The organism is Kribbella capetownensis (assembly GCF_004331485.1).
In the GTDB taxonomy this organism is placed as follows: Bacteria; Actinomycetota; Actinomycetes; order Propionibacteriales; family Kribbellaceae; genus Kribbella; species Kribbella capetownensis.
Genome location: NZ_SJKD01000005.1, coordinates 394,801 through 412,724, shown reverse-complemented (window position 1 = coordinate 412,724; position 17,924 = coordinate 394,801). Strand labels below are relative to the sequence as shown.

17 protein-coding genes are annotated in these 17,924 nt (G+C 67.8%); 14 read left to right on the top strand and 3 right to left on the bottom strand.

Translation table 11 applies throughout. The annotated features are described in order from the left end of the window. The first annotated feature begins 34 nt into the window (after nucleotides 1-34). Together cbiQ and E0H75_RS23630 are read left to right on the top strand one after the other, a co-directional pair. Complete coding sequence (gene cbiQ, locus E0H75_RS23635; protein ID WP_202873136.1) at nucleotides 35-745, top strand: cobalt ECF transporter T component CbiQ; 711 nt, start codon at nucleotides 35-37, stop codon at nucleotides 743-745. Beyond that, nucleotides 742-1,512: an energy-coupling factor ABC transporter ATP-binding protein gene (locus tag E0H75_RS23630; protein WP_131515807.1), complete on the top strand. Its 771-nt coding sequence runs from the start codon at nucleotides 742-744 to the stop codon at nucleotides 1,510-1,512. The genes cbiQ and E0H75_RS23630 overlap by 4 nt, the downstream gene beginning before the upstream one ends. Here the strand turns inward: E0H75_RS23630 and E0H75_RS23625 are convergent, their stop codons facing one another. After that, entirely contained in the window at nucleotides 1,513-2,220 is a 708-nt protein-coding gene (locus E0H75_RS23625) for a GntR family transcriptional regulator (RefSeq protein ID WP_165553981.1), read from the bottom strand. A gap of 138 nt (nucleotides 2,221-2,358) precedes the next feature. On the opposite strand from E0H75_RS23625, the gene E0H75_RS23620 reads away from it, so the two are divergent. The 11 genes from E0H75_RS23620 to E0H75_RS23570 all read left to right on the top strand — a co-directional run bounded on the left by E0H75_RS23620 (nucleotide 2,359) and on the right by E0H75_RS23570 (nucleotide 14,282). Continuing rightward, nucleotides 2,359-3,384 carry an Ldh family oxidoreductase gene (locus E0H75_RS23620; protein ID WP_202873135.1) on the top strand — a complete coding sequence of 342 codons (1,026 nt, stop codon included), beginning with the start codon at nucleotides 2,359-2,361 and terminating at the stop codon, nucleotides 3,382-3,384. A 32-nt stretch (nucleotides 3,385-3,416) separates the two neighbouring features. Continuing rightward, entirely contained in the window at nucleotides 3,417-4,646 is a 1,230-nt protein-coding gene (locus E0H75_RS23615) for an iron-containing alcohol dehydrogenase (protein WP_131515804.1), read from the top strand. Between the two features lie 22 nt (nucleotides 4,647-4,668). After that, nucleotides 4,669-6,096, top strand: coding sequence for an NAD-dependent succinate-semialdehyde dehydrogenase (locus tag E0H75_RS23610; RefSeq protein ID WP_131515803.1), 1,428 nt, complete (start codon nucleotides 4,669-4,671; stop codon nucleotides 6,094-6,096). A 3-nt stretch (nucleotides 6,097-6,099) separates the two neighbouring features. Next, entirely contained in the window at nucleotides 6,100-7,053 is a 954-nt protein-coding gene (locus E0H75_RS23605) for a carbohydrate ABC transporter permease (protein WP_131515802.1), read from the top strand. Further along, entirely contained in the window at nucleotides 7,043-7,900 is an 858-nt protein-coding gene (locus E0H75_RS23600) for a carbohydrate ABC transporter permease (RefSeq protein WP_131357336.1), read from the top strand. Before E0H75_RS23605 ends, E0H75_RS23600 begins: the two co-directional genes overlap by 11 nt. Nucleotides 7,901-7,902: 2 nt before the next feature. Beyond that, nucleotides 7,903-8,985 (top strand): mandelate racemase/muconate lactonizing enzyme family protein, encoded by a 1,083-nt coding sequence (locus E0H75_RS23595; protein WP_131357339.1) that lies wholly within the window; start codon nucleotides 7,903-7,905, stop codon nucleotides 8,983-8,985. 82 nt (nucleotides 8,986-9,067) lie between these two features. Further along, nucleotides 9,068-10,384 (top strand): ABC transporter substrate-binding protein, encoded by a 1,317-nt coding sequence (locus E0H75_RS23590; protein ID WP_131515801.1) that lies wholly within the window; start codon nucleotides 9,068-9,070, stop codon nucleotides 10,382-10,384. A 2-nt stretch (nucleotides 10,385-10,386) separates the two neighbouring features. Then, nucleotides 10,387-11,433 (top strand): mandelate racemase/muconate lactonizing enzyme family protein, encoded by a 1,047-nt coding sequence (locus E0H75_RS23585; protein WP_131515800.1) that lies wholly within the window; start codon nucleotides 10,387-10,389, stop codon nucleotides 11,431-11,433. Between the two features lie 138 nt (nucleotides 11,434-11,571). Next, entirely contained in the window at nucleotides 11,572-12,360 is a 789-nt protein-coding gene (locus tag E0H75_RS23580) for an SGNH/GDSL hydrolase family protein (protein ID WP_131515799.1), read from the top strand. A 147-nt stretch (nucleotides 12,361-12,507) separates the two neighbouring features. Then, nucleotides 12,508-13,434: a winged helix DNA-binding domain-containing protein gene (locus tag E0H75_RS23575; RefSeq protein ID WP_165553979.1), complete on the top strand. Its 927-nt coding sequence runs from the start codon at nucleotides 12,508-12,510 to the stop codon at nucleotides 13,432-13,434. Nucleotides 13,435-13,466: 32 nt separating this feature from the next. Next, nucleotides 13,467-14,282: an SRPBCC family protein gene (locus E0H75_RS23570; RefSeq protein ID WP_131515797.1), complete on the top strand. Its 816-nt coding sequence runs from the start codon at nucleotides 13,467-13,469 to the stop codon at nucleotides 14,280-14,282. Here the strand turns inward: E0H75_RS23570 and E0H75_RS23565 are convergent. Together E0H75_RS23565 and E0H75_RS23560 are read right to left on the bottom strand one after the other, a co-directional pair. Continuing rightward, on the bottom strand, nucleotides 14,229-16,535 hold the full coding sequence (locus tag E0H75_RS23565; RefSeq protein ID WP_131515796.1) for an ATP-binding cassette domain-containing protein: 2,307 nt from the start codon (nucleotides 16,533-16,535) through the stop codon (nucleotides 14,229-14,231). The two genes, E0H75_RS23570 and E0H75_RS23565, sit on opposite strands and share 54 nt — an antisense overlap. A gap of 84 nt (nucleotides 16,536-16,619) precedes the next feature. After that, on the bottom strand, nucleotides 16,620-17,162 hold the full coding sequence (locus tag E0H75_RS23560; protein ID WP_131515795.1) for a MarR family winged helix-turn-helix transcriptional regulator: 543 nt from the start codon (nucleotides 17,160-17,162) through the stop codon (nucleotides 16,620-16,622). Between the two features lie 40 nt (nucleotides 17,163-17,202). Between E0H75_RS23560 and E0H75_RS23555 the strand changes: the two genes are divergently transcribed. Then, entirely contained in the window at nucleotides 17,203-17,919 is a 717-nt protein-coding gene (locus E0H75_RS23555) for an SDR family NAD(P)-dependent oxidoreductase (protein ID WP_238163230.1), read from the top strand. Nucleotides 17,920-17,924: the final 5 nt, after the last annotated feature.

The following is a 17,924-nucleotide window of genomic DNA, read 5'->3' as shown; positions in this document are numbered from 1 at the left end:
CCTGCTCGTGGCGGTAGACAGTAGAGTCCACCGGGTGCCGGCGCAGGTGAAGCTCGTCGCGTTGTTCGTGTTCGTCCTCGCGGTCGTCTCCACGCCGGCGCCTGTCTTCTGGGCCTTCGGTCTGTACGCCGCGATGCTCGTGGCTGCAGTGGTTGTCGCCAAGTTGCCGGTCCACGTGGTGTCGCGCCGGCTGGCGGTGGAGACGCCGTTCATCGTGTTCGCGCTGCTGCTGCCGTTCGTGGCGACCGGCCCGCGGATCGACGTACTCGGGTTGGAGTTGTCGCAGTCCGGCGTACTCGGTGCATGGAACGTGCTCGCCAAGGGGACGCTCGGAGTGGTCGCGGCGATCCTGTTGTCCGCGACGACTGCGCCGCGCGATCTGCTGGCCGGCCTCGAACGGTTGCGGCTCCCCGCGACGCTGGTGGCGATCCTGTCGTTCATGATCCGCTACCTCAGCGTGGTGTCGGACGACCTGCACCGGATGCGGATCGCCCGCGAGTCGCGCGGGTACGCCGGCGGCCGGGTCGGACATCTGAAGGCGGTCGCCGGGGGAGTGGGCGGTCTGTTCGTCCGCAGCTTCGAGCGCGGTGAGCGCGTGCACCTCGCGATGCGGTCCCGCGGTTACACCGGCCGGATGCCGCTGCTGAGTCAGGCCGGGGCAGTCCGATCGCAATGGCTGGAAGGTCTCACGATCTCTCTGCTCGCGGTCCTCATCGCAGTCATGGCAAGGGTGGTGGGCCTGTGAGCGGTCCAGCGATTCACGTCGAGCGGCTCGTCTTCGCGTATCCGGACGGGCGGCAGGCGCTGTTCGGCGTCGATTTCACTGTCGAGCACGGGGAGCGAGTGGCTCTGCTCGGGCCGAACGGTGCCGGCAAGACCACGTTGGTGCTGCATCTGAACGGCATCCTCGGCTCGGTCGCCGGTGGGACCGGGAGCGGCGGGATCCAGATCGGCGGAACCGGTTTGCATCGAGAGCACCTCGCCGTGATCCGGCGCAAGGTCGGACTGGTGTTCCAGGACCCGGACGACCAGTTGTTCATGCCGACTGTTCGGGACGACGTCGCGTTCGGACCGGCGAACCTCGGGCTGCGTGGCGCCGAGCTCGACGAACGCGTGCACGAGGCTCTTGTCCAGGTGGGCATGCAGGATCACGCCGATCTCGCGCCGCACCATCTGTCGTTCGGTCAGCGGCGGCGGGTCGCGGTGGCGACCGTGCTGGCGATGCGGCCCGAGGTCCTGGTGCTGGACGAGCCGTCGAGCAACCTCGACCCGGCGGCGCGACGGGAGCTGGCCGACATCCTGTCCGAGCTCGACGTCACGCTGCTGATGATCACGCACGACCTGCCGTACGCCTTGCAGCTGTGCGAGCGCAGCCTGCTCATGGACGACGGCCGGATCGTTGCCGACGGCAAGACCCGGGACCTGCTCGGCGACGCCGAGCTGATGAGTGCGCATCGCCTGGAGCTCCCGTACGGGTTCGACCCGCTGTCGGTGTCCGGCCCGGAGCGCTGATCAGGTCGTCGTCGTGGCGGCCTCCTCAACACTCGCCGGGGTCGATTCGAAGGCTGACCTCAGCCGGCTGCGGGACGCGGTCAGGTGGGCATGCATCGCGGCATCCGCGGCCTCGGTGTCGCGCTGCCGGATCGCGGTGACGATCAGGTCGTGCTCCTCCAGCGCGTCCTCGGTCACCCGGGAGTCGCGCAGCAGCCGGAACAGCTGCAGATGGCAGTGCAGCTTGGCGAAGATCTCTCCGAAGTAGCTGTTCCCGGTCGCCGCGATGATCGCCTGGTGGAAGTCGGCGTCCTCGCGGGCGAAGGCGCCGTACGACATCGTGCCGGCCTGGTAGCGCACGCGCAGGTCGGCAGCGATGCCGGCGATCTGCTCGACCTCGACCCGCTGGTGCCGGCCGGCCGCCAGACCGGCGCAGTACGGCTCGATCAGGAACCGCGCCTCGAAGAGATCCTCGAACCGCTCGGGGGTGAGCTTGGGACTGGCGGAATATCCGATCAGATGTGTCTTGGTGACCAGATCCTCGGCCTCGAGCCGGTTCAGTGACTCCCGGACCGGGGTCTGGGAGACGCCGAGCTGGCGGCTGACCACGTCGACCCGGATCCGCTCACCGGGCTGGATCGCACCGTCCAGCAGCCATGTCTGCAGCTGCTCGTAGACGACATCACTCATCCGGGTCCGTTCGGGACGCTCGGCACCGCGTTCGCTCATCTGTCGTTCCTGTCCGGCCGGCGGGGTGGTGGGCCAGATCGTGAATTCGTATCCACAGACCATTGCAAATCATATCTGATCTGATCTAGCCTGCCAAAAATCGCCACGATCCACCGATCCACCCCTGGGATGGTCGACGTGCTCACAGACCTCGCAACAGCTCAGTCCCTGGCCGAACGTCTACTCGTCACCGCGGGTGTTCCCGCCCCGGCGGCGGCCCAGCAAGCCGAACTTCTCCTGGTCGCCGAGGCGAAAGGCGTGCCATCCCACGGCCTGCTCCGCCTGCCACGTCTGCTCCGCCGGCTGGGCAACGGCACCGCGAGCCCGACGAACACGGGCAAGCACGAATGGCTCAGTCCCTGCTACCTGTCCGTCGACGGCGAGCAGGGCTTGGGGCCTGTGGTCGCGCTCCGCGCTCTGGAAGCGGTCGTTCCGGCGGCCGAACGGCACGGCGTCGCGGTCTGCTCGATCACGAACAACAACCACCTGGGCATGCTCGGGTTCTACGCCGGCCGGATGGCCGAGCGCGGCGTGGTCTGTCTGGGGATGACCACCAGCGAGGCGCTGGTCCATCCGTGGGGCGGCACCGAGGCGATCCTCGGGACCAACCCGTTGGCCCTCGGTGTCCCTGCGCAACCGCATCCGCTGGTGCTCGACATGGCCACGTCGCAGGTCTCGATGGGCAAGGTGCATGACCACGCGCTGCGCGGCGTACCGCTCGAGCCGGGCTGGGCGTTGGATGCCGCCGGCAACCCGACGGTCGACCCGGTGGCGGCCAAGTGCGGATCGATCGCGCCGTTCGGCGGAGCGAAGGGCTACGGACTCGGGCTCGGTCTGGGTGCGATGGTCACGTTCCTGACCGGTGCCGCCTACGGTACGGCGGTCGGCGGGACCCTGGACGACACCCGCCCGAGCAACAAGGGCGACCTGTTCATCCTGATGAGCGGCGGCGGGCACTCCGCCTCCGAGTACCTCGACCAGGTCCGCGGCAGCCGGCCCGCCGACCCCGGTGCACCGGTCGCGGTTCCCGGTGACGGAGCTCGGGCCCGCTACCAGGAATCAGTGGCTCACGGCATCGAGATCGCCGACGAGTTGTGGCGTGAGCTGACCGCCCTGGACACAACCCAGGACGCAGCCCAGCCCGAAGCAGTTCTGGCCGAATGACTCCGCCCACGACCGGACAAGGACCCGCCACGATGACGATCACCTCTGCCTCGTTCGGCGTACAACGATCACCGCGCACGGTTGTCTTCGGCGCCGGTCAGCGCTCACTGCTCGGCCGCCACGCCGCGGAGTACGGCCGCAAGGCGCTGGTCTGCACGGATGAGCGGCTGGCCGCCTCGGCCGAGTTCACCGAGTTGATCAACGACCTCAAGGACCACGGCATCGACGTGAGCGTGTGGTCCGACACCGCCCCCGAGCTGCCGGCCTCCGACATCGACGCCTGCTACAGCGCGATGAGGTACGCCGGAATCGAGGTGGTGATCGGGATCGGTGGAGGCAGTTGCCTCGACCTGGGCAAGGCGCTGGCGTTGCTGCTCAGCCACGGCGGCCCGATCGACCGGTACTACGGGGAGAACGCCGTACCCGGGCCGGTCCTGCCGATCATCGCCGTACCGACGACGGGCGGGACCGGGTCAGAGGTGACACCGGTCTGCGTTCTCAGCGACAGCCGCCGCGAACTCAAGGCAGGCATCTCCTCGGCGTACCTGATTCCGTCGGTGGCGATCTGCGACCCGGAGCTGACCTACACCTGCCCGCCCGCGTTGACCGCGAGCGCCGGTGCCGACGCGGTGTCGCATCTGGTGGAGTCGTTCACCGCGATCCAGCGTCCGCCCATCGCGGTCGGCGAAGGCCGCGTGTTCATCGGCAAGAACGTGATCAGCGACTCCTACGCACGCTGGGGTCTCGGGCTGCTCGCTCGCGCGCTCCCGCAGGCCTTCGAGCATCCGGACGACCGGGAGGCGCGCTCGGACGTGATGCTTGCGGCGAACGCGGGCGGCTATGCGCTCGGGGTCGCCGGGACCGCCGCGGCGCACGCGCTGCAGTACCCGCTCGGTGCGCTGACGCATACCGCGCATGGTGTCGGAGTCGGCGTACTCCTGCCGTACGTGATGCGCTACAACGCTCCCGCCCGGGTAGCGGAGTTCGCTGAGATCGCGACGATCTTCGGCGTACCGGCGAGTGACGGCGGACCGGCGCAGGCGCTGGCCGGCATCGAGGCCGTCGAGGGCCTGCTGGACCGGATCGGCATCCCACCCACGCTGAAGGAACTCGGCCTGACCGAGGACCAGCTCTCGTACGTCGCGTCGATGGGGCTGAAGTCGGCCCGGCTCGTCGACAACAACCCCCGTCCGCTGGATACCGGCGCGCTGTCCGAGATCACTCGCGCCGCGTACGCCGGCGATCGCGGCAATCCGTTCTGACCAGGCGTTTGGAGCACACCTGATGATCTCTCCGCACGATCTCTTCATCGATGGTCAGTGGCGCCCGGCCGCCGACGGCCGGCGGTTCGCTGTGCACGATCCGGCCGACGGGTCCGAGCTGGCCCAGTTCGCGGCCGCCACCGAGGCGGACTGCCTCGCGGCGGTGGACGCCGCGGCCGACGCGCTGGCCGGTTGGGCGGCGACCCCGCCCAGGCAGCGCTCCGAGATCCTTCGGACCTGTTTCGACACCCTCACCGCCGAACGTGAGCAGTTCGCCGGCCTCATCGTCGCCGAGAACGGCAAGGCGTACGCCGACGCCCTCGGCGAGGCGAGCTACGCGGCCGAGTTCTTCCGCTGGTTCGCCGAGGAGGCGGTCCGGATCGGCGGCGATTTCCGGCTCTCGCCGTCGGGCGACAAGACGATCGTCGTCCGGCGCGATCCGATCGGGGTGTCGGTTCTGATCACCCCGTGGAACTTCCCGGCCGCGATGGCGACGCGCAAGATCGCACCGGCTCTCGCAGCCGGCTGCTCGGTCGTGCTGAAGCCGGCGAGCCAGACACCGCTCACCGCGGCGTACGTCGTCGAGGTACTACGCCGCGCTGGCGTCCCGGCGGGTGTCGTGAACCTCGTGACACCTGTGCCGGCAGGCCCTGCGGTGAGCGCGATGCTCCACCATCCCGCCGTACGCAAGCTGTCGTTCACCGGCTCGACCGAGGTCGGCCGTCTGCTGCTGCGGGAGGCTGCGGACCAGGTGGTCAGCTCGTCGATGGAGCTTGGCGGGAACGCGCCGTTCGTCGTCCTGCCTGGTGCCGACGTGGACGCCGCGGTCGAGGGCGCGATGCTCGCGAAGATGCGCAACGGGGGATCGGCCTGTACGGCGGCCAACCGGTTCTACGTGCACGACTCGCTGGTCGAGGACTTCACTGCCCGGATCACCGTCGCGATGAAGGGCATCACGATGGGCCCGGGCGCGGACCGGTCGAACGAGCTCGGAGCCCTGGTGTCGCCGGAGGAACGCGACAAGGTGGCGCGGCTGGTCGACCAGGCGGTCGCCGACGGGGCCACGCTCGCCCTGGGCGGTGAGACTCCGGAGGTCGGCGCCTTCTACCCGCCGACGGTGCTCACCGACGTACGGCACGGGAGCGAGATCAACCAGATCGAGATCTTCGGGCCGGTCACCGCGATCGTCTCCTTCAACGACGTCGACGAGGCGATCGCGATGGCGAACGACACCATCTACGGACTGATCGCCTACGTGTACGGCGATCCCGCCCAGGCGCTCGCGGTCGCGCAGCGGATCGACGCCGGCATGGTCGCGGTCAACCGCGGCGTACTCAGCGATCCGGCCGCGCCGTTCGGCGGGACGAAACAGTCCGGGCTGGGTCGCGAAGGCAGCTCCGAAGGCATCCTCGAATTCCTCGAGGAGAAGTACATCGGGATCGAGGTGTGACCGATGGCCAACGCCGTCCTTCCGACCCTGACACCGCCCGACGTCGACGGCGGACCGCCGGCCCGTAAGCGGGTGAAGGCGAAACCGAAACGGCAGAACCTGGCCGGCTGGCTGTTCGTCGGCCCGGTGATCTTCGGCGTGCTGTTCTTCCAGCTGGCGCCGGTCGCGGCGTCCCTGGTGGTCTCGCTGACCAACTGGACCGGACTCAACTCGCCGAAGTTCCTTGGCCTGGGCAACTACCGCGAGCTGTTCACCGTCGACGACACGTTCTACCCGTCGCTGCGCAACACGGTGATCTTCACTCTGGTCGTGGTCATCCTGACCATCGGTATCGGACTCGGGCTGGCCGTTCTGTGCAACCAGAAGGTCAAGGGCATCGGCATCTTCCGGACCCTGTACTACTCGCCCGCGGTGACCAACGTGGTCGCGATCGGCTTCGTCTGGTTCTGGCTCTACAACCCGGACAACGGGCTGTTCAACTCGACGCTGAAGACGATCGGAATCGACGGACCGGCCTGGCTGTCCGACACCAAGACGGCGCTGATCGCCGTGATCATCGTCGCCATCTGGCAGGGCGTCGGCTACCCGATGGTGATCCTGCTGGCCGGGCTGCAGAGCATCGACAGCTCGCTGATCGAAGCGGCCACGGTGGATGGTGCGTCGGCGTGGCGCCGGTTCTGGGCGGTCGTCGTACCGCTGCTGACACCGAGTCTGTTCTTTCTCACGATCACGCAGTTCATCACGTCGTTCCAGGTGTTCGGGATCATCTACGTGATGACGTCCGGCGGACCGAACAACGCCACCTCGGTGTTCATCTTCCACATCTACGAGACCGCCTTCGGCCACGGCCGATTGGGCTACGCCTCGGCGATGGGCTGGGTGCTGTTCGTCATCGTCGGCGTCGTCACCGCGATCCAGTGGAAGATGGAGAAGCGGTGGGTGCACTATGACAACTGAAGCCCTGCGAATCCCGGTCAACAAACCACCACGGCACCTGCCGCGCCGGGTCGTCGTCCTCTTCGTCCTGATCTTCTTCGCCGTCGTGTTCGCGATGCCGATGCTGTGGATGGTGAGTGCGTCCCTCAAGCCGGAGAACGAAGTACTGCAGTCGCCGCCGACGTTCATCCCGTCGACGTTCCAGTGGGGCAACTACTCCCAGGCCGGCGACGGGCTGTTGCCGTTCTTCCTGAACAGCTGCAAGCTCGCGGCGCTGAACGTCGGGTTCCTGCTGCTGTTCGCCTCGCTGGCCGGCTACGGCTTCGCCCGGCTGAACTTCGCGTTCAAGAACCTGGCCTTCGCGTTGTTGTTGTCGACGGCAATGATCCCGAGCATGGTGTACCTCGTCCCGCAGTACATGCTGTTCCGCGAGATGGGCTGGATCGACACCCACTACCCGCTCTGGATCCCGAACGTGCTGACGCCGGTCTTCGGCACCTTCCTGCTCCGGCAGGCGTTCCGCGGTGTACCGATGGAACTGGAGGAGGCGGCCAAGCTCGACGGCGCGTCCACCTTCGGCACCTTCTGGCGGATCATGCTGCCGCAGGTGAAGCCCGCGCTGGCCGCGGTCGGCGCACTGACCTTCATGGGCTCGTGGAACGACCTGTTCGGGCCGTTGATCTTCCTCAACTCGACGCGGCTGCAGACGATGCCGATCGCGCTCGCCCTGTTCAAGGGCGAGTACTTCACCCAGACCAATCTGATGATGGCGGCGGCGACGCTGACGATCCTGCCGCCGTTGCTGCTCTTCCTGCTGGCCCAGAAGTACTTCGTCCAGGGCATCACGATGTCCGGCCTGAAAGGATAGCCATGCGGATCACCCGGATCGAATCGATCATCCTGCTCGACAAACTCCACCTCGTGAAGGTGCACACCGACGAGGGGCTGGTAGGCGTCGGCGAGGTCAGCCCGATGAACGCCCACGTCTCGCACAGCGTGGTGGAACACGCGCTCGCTCCGCTGCTGGTCGGTGAGGAGGCCACCGACATCGAGCGGTTGTGGCGCCGGCTGTACACGAAGCCGTACAAGCTCGGCCCCGGCGGCGCCCAGCTGAACGCCATCGCGGGCATCGACATCGCACTGTGGGACCTGCTCGGCAAGGCCGCCGGGCTGCCCGTCTACAAGCTGCTCGGCGGGAAGTACCGCCAGAGCATGAAGGTCTACGCCAGCTCGATGGCCCGCGGGATGACGCCGCAGGAGGAGGCCGAGCGGGCGAAGTCCTTCCAGGAGAAGGGCTTCTACGGCTACAAGATCCACTCGTCGACGCCGTGGATGCACGACGACGGCTTCGACCAGACCATCGCGACCGTGACCGCGGTCCGTGAACTGGTCGGGGACGACTTCCCGATCCTGGTCGACGTCAACAACGCGTACTACGAGCACACCGCGATCAAGCTGGCGCACGCGCTGGAGGATCTCGGCGTCTGGCACTTCGAGGAACCGCTCGCGGCGCACGACTACGCGGCGTACGGGCGACTGGCCGACGCGGTCGACATCCCGATCGCGGTGGGGGAGCAGGAATACACGATCTGGCAGTTCCGCGATCTGATCACGGAGGGCCGGGTCGACATCCTGCAGCCGGATGTCATCAAGTGCGGCGGGATCACGGAGTTCAAGAAGATCGCGGTACTCGCCGACACCTACACCAAGCCGATCACCGTGCACAACACCCAGCAGACGGTCGGTACGTCGGCACACGCCCACCTCTGGGTCAGTACGCCGGCCTGCGTGTACCCGCAGGAGTACAACATCGAGCACAACCCGATCCTCGACGACGTGCCGATCTGGCAGAACCCGCTCGTCCCGGTGAACGGGGAGATCACGCCCTGGGAACTGCCCGGGCTGGGTGTCGAGCTGAACGAGGACGCGATCGCGAAGCTGCGCACCAACTGAGACCAACCTCCGCCCCATCCGAGCACTGCAACACCCGTCACGCGTGCCGCGTGGCGTCACCCCTGACAGAACAGGAACGACCATGACCGCAGGACTGTATTCTCGAAGGTCGGTGCTCAAAGCCCTAGGCCTCACGACCGGGGCGATCGCGGTCGGTGCGCCGCTGGCAGCCTGCAGCGGCAACGGCGGCGCGGGAGGCGGCGGTGGCAACGCCTCCTGGCTGACCTGGGACACCAACAGCGGCACCCCGCTCTACACGGTCGCCGAGAACTGGGCCAAGCAGGCCGGCAAGACACTCGACATCCAGTCGGTACCGGGCGACGACTACGACACCAAGCTGCGCACCGTGCTGTCGTCCGGAGCGGCCCCGACGGCGATCCGGATCAACGACGACTACGTCAAGGGGTACTACGCGGAGGGCTCCCTGCTCGACCTGAAGCCGTACCTGGACAAGGACGGGATCAAGGCCGAGGACTACTTCCCGGTCGCCTTCAACTTCCCCAAGCAGGAAGATGGCGCGCACGCGGCCTGGCCGATCATGACGAACCCGGGCGTCATCTACTGCAACACCGACGCGTTCGCCGAGGCCGGCGTCGAGCTGCCGCCGAAGGACTGGGCCGCCAGCGGCTGGACCTGGGACGACTTCCTCGACGCCGCGAAGAAGCTGACCAAGCCGAACGGCGAGCGGTACGGCGCACTGGTCTTCCCCGACACCTCGCTCGAGACGGTGTGGCCGGTCAACAACGGTGGCGACGGCATCTACTCCAAGGACGCCACCCGCTTCACACTGGCGGAACCGCAGGGTGCCGAGGCGGTCCAGTGGGTCGCCGACCTCGCCCTGGTCCACAAGGTTCACCCGGACTTCGCCACCGTCACGGCCGGCCGCCAGACGCCGAACTGGGCGCTCGCCCAGCTGGGCACGGGCAAGGTCGCGATGTTGCTGTCGCTGACCAGCGGCATCCCGTACCTGCGCAGCAATGCCAAGGTGAAGTGGGACATCTTCCCGCCGCCGATGAAGGCCGCCCGCAAGACCGTGAACACGATGACCGTGCTGGCGATCCCGAAGGACTCCAAGGACCCCGACGCGGCCTGGGACTTCCTCAAGTACTGCGCCGGCGCGGACGCGTCGAAGCTGCTCGCCGAGTCGCGCGGCTTCATGCCGGTCGCGAAGAGCTCGTCGGCGCTGTTCGTGCCGGACGACAAGGGCCCGGCCAACCTCGCCCTGGTCACCCAGGCACTGGACAACGCGGTGAACGAGAACTTCAGCCGCTACATCGAACGCGCCCGGACCATCTACCGGCCGGTCCTGGACGACGTCTGGAGCGGTAAGCAGTCCGCCGCCGCGGCGCTGGGTAGTGTCAAGCAGAAGGTCGAAGACGTGCTCGCTGGCAAGGGGTGAGGATGAAGATCACCGAGATCAGCGTCGAGGTGCTGTCGGAGGCCAAGGCGCATCCCGTTCGTGACGCGATCCAGTTGCTCGACCGCAACGGGCGTACCCGGGTGCGGATCGACACCGACGAAGGCATCAGCGGGGTCAGCGACACGTACTTCGGCCGAGTGGCGAGCTCGCCGGCGGTGCTGGCCTCGATCGTCACCGAGCAACTGGCGCCCGCGATCGTCGGCGAGGATCCGGCGCTGATTCGCGGGATCCGGCAGAAGCTGCAGACGCTCACCGACTACCAGGGGACCGCCGGACTCTCGTCGTACGGGATCTCGGCGATCGATCTGGCGTTGTGGGATCTGCTCGGCAAGTCGCTGGACGTGCCGGTCTGGAAGCTGCTCGGTGCGCAGCGGACGGCGATCCCGACGTACGCGATGGTGGGCTGGCTCGAGCTGGACGTCACGGGCCTGGAGACCGTGTCGGCCAAGGCGATGGAGCAGGGCTTCCGTGGCGTGAAGATGAAGGTCGGCGGCGGTCCGCTCAGCGAGGACGTCCAACGGATCAAGGCCGTCCGGGCGGTGATCGGGCCGGATGCGCCGCTGATGGTGGATGCCAACCAGGCGTTCGGGTACTCCGAGGCGCTGCGGCGGGGCCGGGTGTACGAGGAACTGGACTGCCGGTGGTTCGAGGAACCACTGCCGGCCGGTGACACCGATGCCCATGTCCGGCTGGCCGAGAAGCTGGACATCCCGATCGCGACCGGTGAGAACCGGTACGGGCAGGCGGCGTTCCGGGATCTGATCGCCCGCGGGGGAGTCGGCGTTGTGCAGCCCGACCTGAGGCGTGCCGGTGGGCTCACCGACTGCCTGGAGATCGGACTGATGGCAGCCGGCTTCGGTGTCCCGTACGCCTCGCACGGAGGAGGTGCACACATCCACGTCCTGGCCGCGTTGCCGAACACGATCTACGTGGAGAGTGGACTGCTGCCCGCGGACGGCCGGGTGGAGTTGGTGGACGGCTGTTATCCACTGCCACTCGGCCCCGGCCTGTCGTCGTGGAACGACTGACCGGAGACCTCGGCCTACCGGGATCGGCAACTGGCGGTGAATTTCTTACCAGACCCTTGTGTGTTACTCGCGAGTCAGTGAAGGTGACGATGAGTACTTCTGTCGCCACCCCTCGCACATGCAAAGGCGGTCCGCCCCATGAAGTCCATCGCCAGTTTGCTCACCGCCGCGGCCCTCGGCGCCGCGATGCTCCTCAGTCCCGGGGTCGCCCACGCGGCCGCACCGAACTACGTCGCGCTGGGTGACTCCTACGCCTCGGGCGTCGGCACCCGCACCTACATCTCCGGCAGCGGTTCCTGCCAGCGCTCGACCAAGGCGTACGCCTACATCGACGCCGGCCGGATCGGGGCCAGCCTGACCTTCGTGGCCTGCTCGGGGGCCCGGGTCGCCGACGTCACCGCGAACCAGCTGCCGTCGGTGACGAGCTCGACCAACATCGTCTCCGTGCAGGTCGGCGGGAACGACGCCGGGTTCTCGTCGGTGATCACCGAGTGCGCGAAGCCGTCCTGGCTCGGCGACTGCACCGGTGCGGTCGCCAACGCGCAGTCGATCATCAACAACACGCTGCCCGGCCGGCTGAACACTCTCTACTCGTCGATCAGGAGCCGGGCGGCGTCCGCCCGGGTCGTGGTGGTCGGCTACCCGCGGATCTTCAACGGCACCGACTGCAACGCCGGCACGTTCTTCAGCCCGGACGAGATGACCCGGCTGAACGCAACCGCCGACCTGCTCAACTCGAAGATCGCCGCCTCGGCGAGCGCGGCCGGGTTCGCGTTCGTCAACCCGACCCAGTTGTTCATCGGCCACTCCGTCTGCGGCAGCCCGGAGTGGATCAACGGCCTGTCCAACCCGGTCACCGAGTCGTACCACCCGAACGTCACCGGCCAGGCGAACTACGCCAACCTGGTCCAGCCTGCTCTGGACTGACCAGGCCACTGTGTGCGGCACCTCTGCTCGTGATCTGATGCAGGGGTGCCGCACAGGTCTGTCGACTGGCTTCTGGCCGCGCGAGCCCAAGCCAACTGCCTCCATCGCCATGTAACCGATGCCGGTCCCCGCGGTGTAGCAGAAGTCGTGCGCCGGACCGGGGGGCTTCAGGCCCAGGCCTGGCGCGGAGCGGCGTACGCCGTACGTGCACGATCTACCGCGACGACCCTCGCCGACGTGTCGGAGGCGCAGGAGGTCGACCGCTCCGTCGTCCGCGGCTGGTTCATGCGCGGGACGCTGCAACTCGTCGCGGTCGAGGACGCCGGCCCGCTGCTCGGGCTGCTCGGTCCGAAGCAGATCAAGGACACCGAGCGCCGGTACGGCGAACTCGGCCTGACCGAGGCGGTCCGGGCCGAAGCGGCCGACCGCCTCGAGGAGCATCTGCTCACCCACGGACCGACTGGTCGCGCCGAGTTGGCCGACGTACTCGTGAAGGCCGGACTGATCAAGGAACCGCGGGGGCAGGCGGTGTATGCGCTCATCCGGCACACCGGGCTGCTCGGGCGGCTGTGTTACGGGCCCGGACATGACAGGGACGAGACCTGGGTAGCGGTGCGCGACTGGCTGGGGAAGCCGCTCGTGCTGGAAGGCGATGTCGAGGACTTGGCTCGGCGATACCTGACGGCGTACGGGCCTGCGACGGCTCGGGACCTCGCGACCTGGTCGGGGCTGCCCGTGCCGACCGCGCGGGCCGCGGTGGAGGCCGTGGCGACCGAGTCGTTCGAGATCGAGGGGGATGTGCTGGTCGCGGTCGAGGATCTGCCGGGGAGCCAGGCAGCGCGCCTGCTGGGGGAGTTCGACGCGTATCTGCTCGGGTATCAGGATCGGCGGCAGGCGTTGGCCGACGAGCACCAGCGGAAGGTCTATCCGGGCGGCGGAATGCTTCGTCCCGCGGTGGTGCGGGCCGGGCGTGTGATCGGCACCTGGCGACATGCTGACCGTTCGTACGAGCTCTTCGGACCGCAGGTCGACCTCGCCGACGAACTCGCGGATGTGGCCCGGTTCGCCGGTTGATCGTATATGCCTGATCGGGTATATATGGGATCATGACCGAGACCTTGAGCACGGAGAACGGCCGGACGGTACTGCGGATGCAGCGGGCACTACGGCATCCGGTGGAGAAGGTCTGGCGAGCGATCACCGAGCCTGGGCAGCTGGCCGGGTGGTTCCCCGCCGCGGTCGAGCTGGACCTGCGACTCGACGGTGCGGTCACGTTCACGTTCGAGGAGGATCCGGGTGCGCCCGTCGACCTCGAGAACGGCGGCGTGATCCGCGCCTACGAACCACCGCACCTGATCGAGTACACCTGGGGCGTCGAGGTACTCCGCTGGGAGCTGGTCGCGGCGGGCGACGGGTGCACCTTGCACCTCACCGCGACGTACGACGACCGGCCGGGATCCGCGAGCTTCTCCGGTGGCTGGACGCTGTGCTTCGACGCACTCGAGCGGGTGCTCGGCGACACGGTGCCGGAGCGCGACTACGCCGTACTGCACGAGCACTTCGTCAAGGCGTACGGGCTCGACCAGGGGGTCGTGCTGGACGATGGGGGAGTGCGGTTCGAGCGGCAGTTGGTGCGGCCGAAGGAAGTGGCGTGGGCGTTGCTCACCGGAGCCGAGTCTGCGGCCGTCGGTAGTCCGCCGCCTGCCGGGTTCGTTGCCAAGGGCATTGATCCCGGCGCGGCGACCGAGGTCGCCGAGGCGGAGTGCCTCGCCTACGCCTGGTCGCAGGGTGTGGTCACGTGGGCGTTGCGCGACGGCAACGGCGGAGCCCGCCTGGTGCTCACCCAGACCGGCCCCGCCGCCGGCTACCTAGACGCTTGGCGCGACGTGATCGAGAACCTCGCCGCCGAACTCGTTCGCTGAGGTTACGTACTCGCGGAGATGCTCCGCGGTCAGCGTCGGGCTGCTCTCGACCAGATCGGCCGGCGTGCCGGTGAAGACGACGCGACCGCCGTCGCTGCCGGCGCCCGGGCCGACGTCGATCAGCCAGTCGGCATGCGCCATCACCGCCTGGTGGTGCTCGATCACGATCACTGTGTTGCCGTCGTCAACGAGTTCGTCGAGCATCGCGAGCAACTGATCGACGTCGGCCAGGTGCAGACCCGTCGTCGGCTCGTCGAGGATGTAGATCGAGCCGCTCTTGCCCATGTTGATCGCCAGCTTCAGCCGCTGGCGTTCACCGCCGGACAGTGTGGTCAAAGGCTGCCCGAGACCGATGTAGCCGAGCCCGACCGTCGACAGCCGCTCGAGGATCGTGCCGGCCTGTCCCTTGGTGAAGAACTCCCGCGCCTCGGACACGGTCATCCGCAGTACCTCGCTGATGTTCTTCCCCCGCAGGCGATACGCGAGCACCTCCGCGGTGAAGCGGGCGCCGTTGCAGTCCTCGCAGGTCGACGCGACCTCGGCCATCATCGCCAGATCGGTGTAGACGAGCCCGATGCCCTTGCAGGTCGGGCAGGCACCGACCGAGTTCGCACTGAACAACCCTGGCTTCACCTTGTTCGCCTTGGCGAACTCGGCCCGGATCGGGTCGAGCAGCCCGGTGTACGTCGCCGGATTGCTCCGCTTCGAGCCACGGATCGGCTCCTGCCCGGCGATGATCACGCCGTCGCGTCCGGCCAGCGATCCATGGATCAGCGAACTCTTCCCGGATCCCGCGACCCCGGTCACGACGGTCAGCACGCCGAGCGGGATGTCGACGTCGACGTTCCGCAGGTTGTGCAGCGTCGCGTTCTCGATCGCGAGCCACCCGGTCGGCCGCCGTACGTCGTCCCGGACGGCGACCCGATGATCGAGGTACCGGCCGGTCAGGGTGCCGGACTTCTTCAGCCCAGCGAGATCGCCCACATAGCAGAGGCGGCCGCCGGCCAGACCCGCGCCCGGTCCGAGATCCACCACGTGGTCGGCGATCCGGATCGTCTCCGGCTTGTGCTCGACCACGAGCACGGTGTTGCCCTTGTCCCGCAGTTGCAGGAGCAGGTTGTTCATCCGCCGGATGTCGTGCGGATGCAGTCCGATGGTCGGCTCGTCGAACACGTAGGTGACATCGCTCAGGCTGGACCCGAGATGGCGGACCAGCTTCACCCGCTGCGCCTCACCTCCGGACAGCGTCGACGACTCCCGGTCCAGGCTCAGGTAGCCGAGCCCGATCGTCACCATCGAGTCGAGCGTCTGCCGCAAGCCCTCGACCATCGGCCCGACGCCGGGATGTTTGACTCCGGCAACGAACTTGGCGAGGTCGCTGATCTGCAGGGCTGAGCATTCGCCGATGGTCAAGCCGTCGACGGTGACCGACCGGGCCGCCTCGTTCAGCCGGACGCCACCACAGGCGGCGCAGGTGCGCTGGTGCACGGCCCGCTCCGCGAACGCACGGAGGTGTCCCTGCATCGACTCGCGGTCCTTGCCGAGGTACTGGCGCCGGAGCCGGACGACGAGCCCCTCGAAGGTCAGGTTGCTCTTCCCGACCCGGATCTTCGTCTGCTCCTGGTACAGGAACTGCCGCCAGGTCTGCTCGGGATACGCCTGGAGTGGCAGGTTCGGATCGAACAGCCCGCAGTGGGCCATCACCTGCCACGGCCAGTCGCCGACGGCGTACCCAGGTGCCGTGATCGCACCCTGGTTGAGGCTCTTGCGCCGGTCGACCAACTCGTCCAGCTCGAACTCGGTGGTCCGGCCGAGTCCTTCACACTCGGGACACATGCCCTCCGCCCGGTTGAAGCTGAACACCGAAGGCGGACCGGCGTACGGCGCCCCGGCGCGGCTGAACAGGATGCGGAGCATGGTGTGCGCGTCGGTCGCGGTGCCGACCGTGGAGCGGGCGTTGGCGCCGATCCGTTCCTGGTCGACGACGATGGCGGCGGACAGGTTGCCGAGCGAGTCGACGTCCGGCCGGCCCAGACTGGGCATGAAGTTCTGCACGAACGCGGTGTAAGTCTCGTTGATCAGCCGCTGGGACTCGGCGGCGATCGTGTCGAAGACCAGCGACGACTTGCCGGAGCCGGAGACCCCGGTGAAGACGGTGAGCCGGCGCTTCGGGATGTCGAGCGAGACGCCGGCGAGATTGTTCTCGCGGGCTCCCCGCACCTGGATGGCATCGTGATTGTCGGCAGCAAGCATCCTTCAATTGTTTCATTGAACCGGTCGTACAAAGTTGGCTCGCAGATCCCCGCTTGCTCGTGCGCAGAACCCTCTACGCCCGAGTTAAGGCTTGCGGGCTCGCCGGCCGACGTCGTCGAGCAATTCCTGGAGCTGGGACGCGAGCTCGGCGCGGCCCGTGGGGGACAGTGACGCGACCAGCTCGGACTCGCGTGTCAGCACCTGGTCGACGGTCCGCTCGATCATGTCGTGGCCGGTCTCGGTGAGAGTCACGACGACCGCACGGCTCCCGTCGTCGGCGTTCCGGCGGGTGACCAGGCCGGAGTCCTCGGCCCGGGCCACCCGCTGCGAGATGGCTCCCGCGGTAACGAGCGTCAGGCGGCTCAACTCACGCGTCGTCAACTCGTACGGCGCTCCGGCCCGGCGCAGCACACTGAGCAGGTCGAGGGTGGCCGGGTCGACACCGAGATCGGCGAGCAGCCGCCGCCGGTCGTCGGCGAAGAGCTTGGCCAGCCGCCACAGGGGAGTGACGATCTCGATCGAGTCGGTCGGTGTGCCGGGCCGCTCCCGCCGCCAGGCGCGGGCGATCTCCGCGGCGGGGTAGGGGCTCGGCGTATCGAGGGGATAGGAGTCGGCCACGATCACCATGCTACGTTTAGAGCTAAACATTTAGACCTAAACGTGAGGGATGACCGTGACACGGATGATCGTGGTGACCGGAGGAGCGACCGGAATCGGGCGGGCGACCGCCGAGCGGTTCCGCGCGGACGGCGACGAGGTGGTGATCACCGGGCGCCGAGAGGACGTACTGGCCAAGACTGCGGCGGACCTGGGAGCCAGGGGAGTGGTGTGCGATGCGACGGACCCGGCACAGATCGAGCGACTGCTGGCCGAACTGCCGGACCGGATCGACGTACTGGTGAACAACGCCGGCGGCAACACCGACTTCGGCGCGCCGGAAGGTGGCCTGGAGCAGCTGAAGGCGAACTGGCTGCAGAACCTCGACGCAAATCTGCTCAGTGCCGTACTCACCACGACAGCGCTCTCACCACGACTCACCACAACGGTCGTGCATCTCGGTTCGATCGCCGGTGCCCGTGGTGCCGGTTCGTACGGCGCGTCGAAGGCCGCGTTGGCGATGTGGAACGTGGATGCGGCGATCGAACTCGGGCCGCGCGGCATCACGTCGAACGTGGTGGCGCCAGGCTTCACCGCAGAGACCGAGTTCTTCCAGGGACGGATGACAGCCGAGCGCCGTCAAACGTTGCTGGAAGCAACGATGACCAAACGTGAGGGCCAGGTCGGCGACATCGCCACGACGATCCACTTCCTCGCCTCGCCGGCCGCGCGTCACCTCACCGGTCAGGTCCTGCACGTCAACGGCGGGGCGCTCAGCACACGCTGACTACG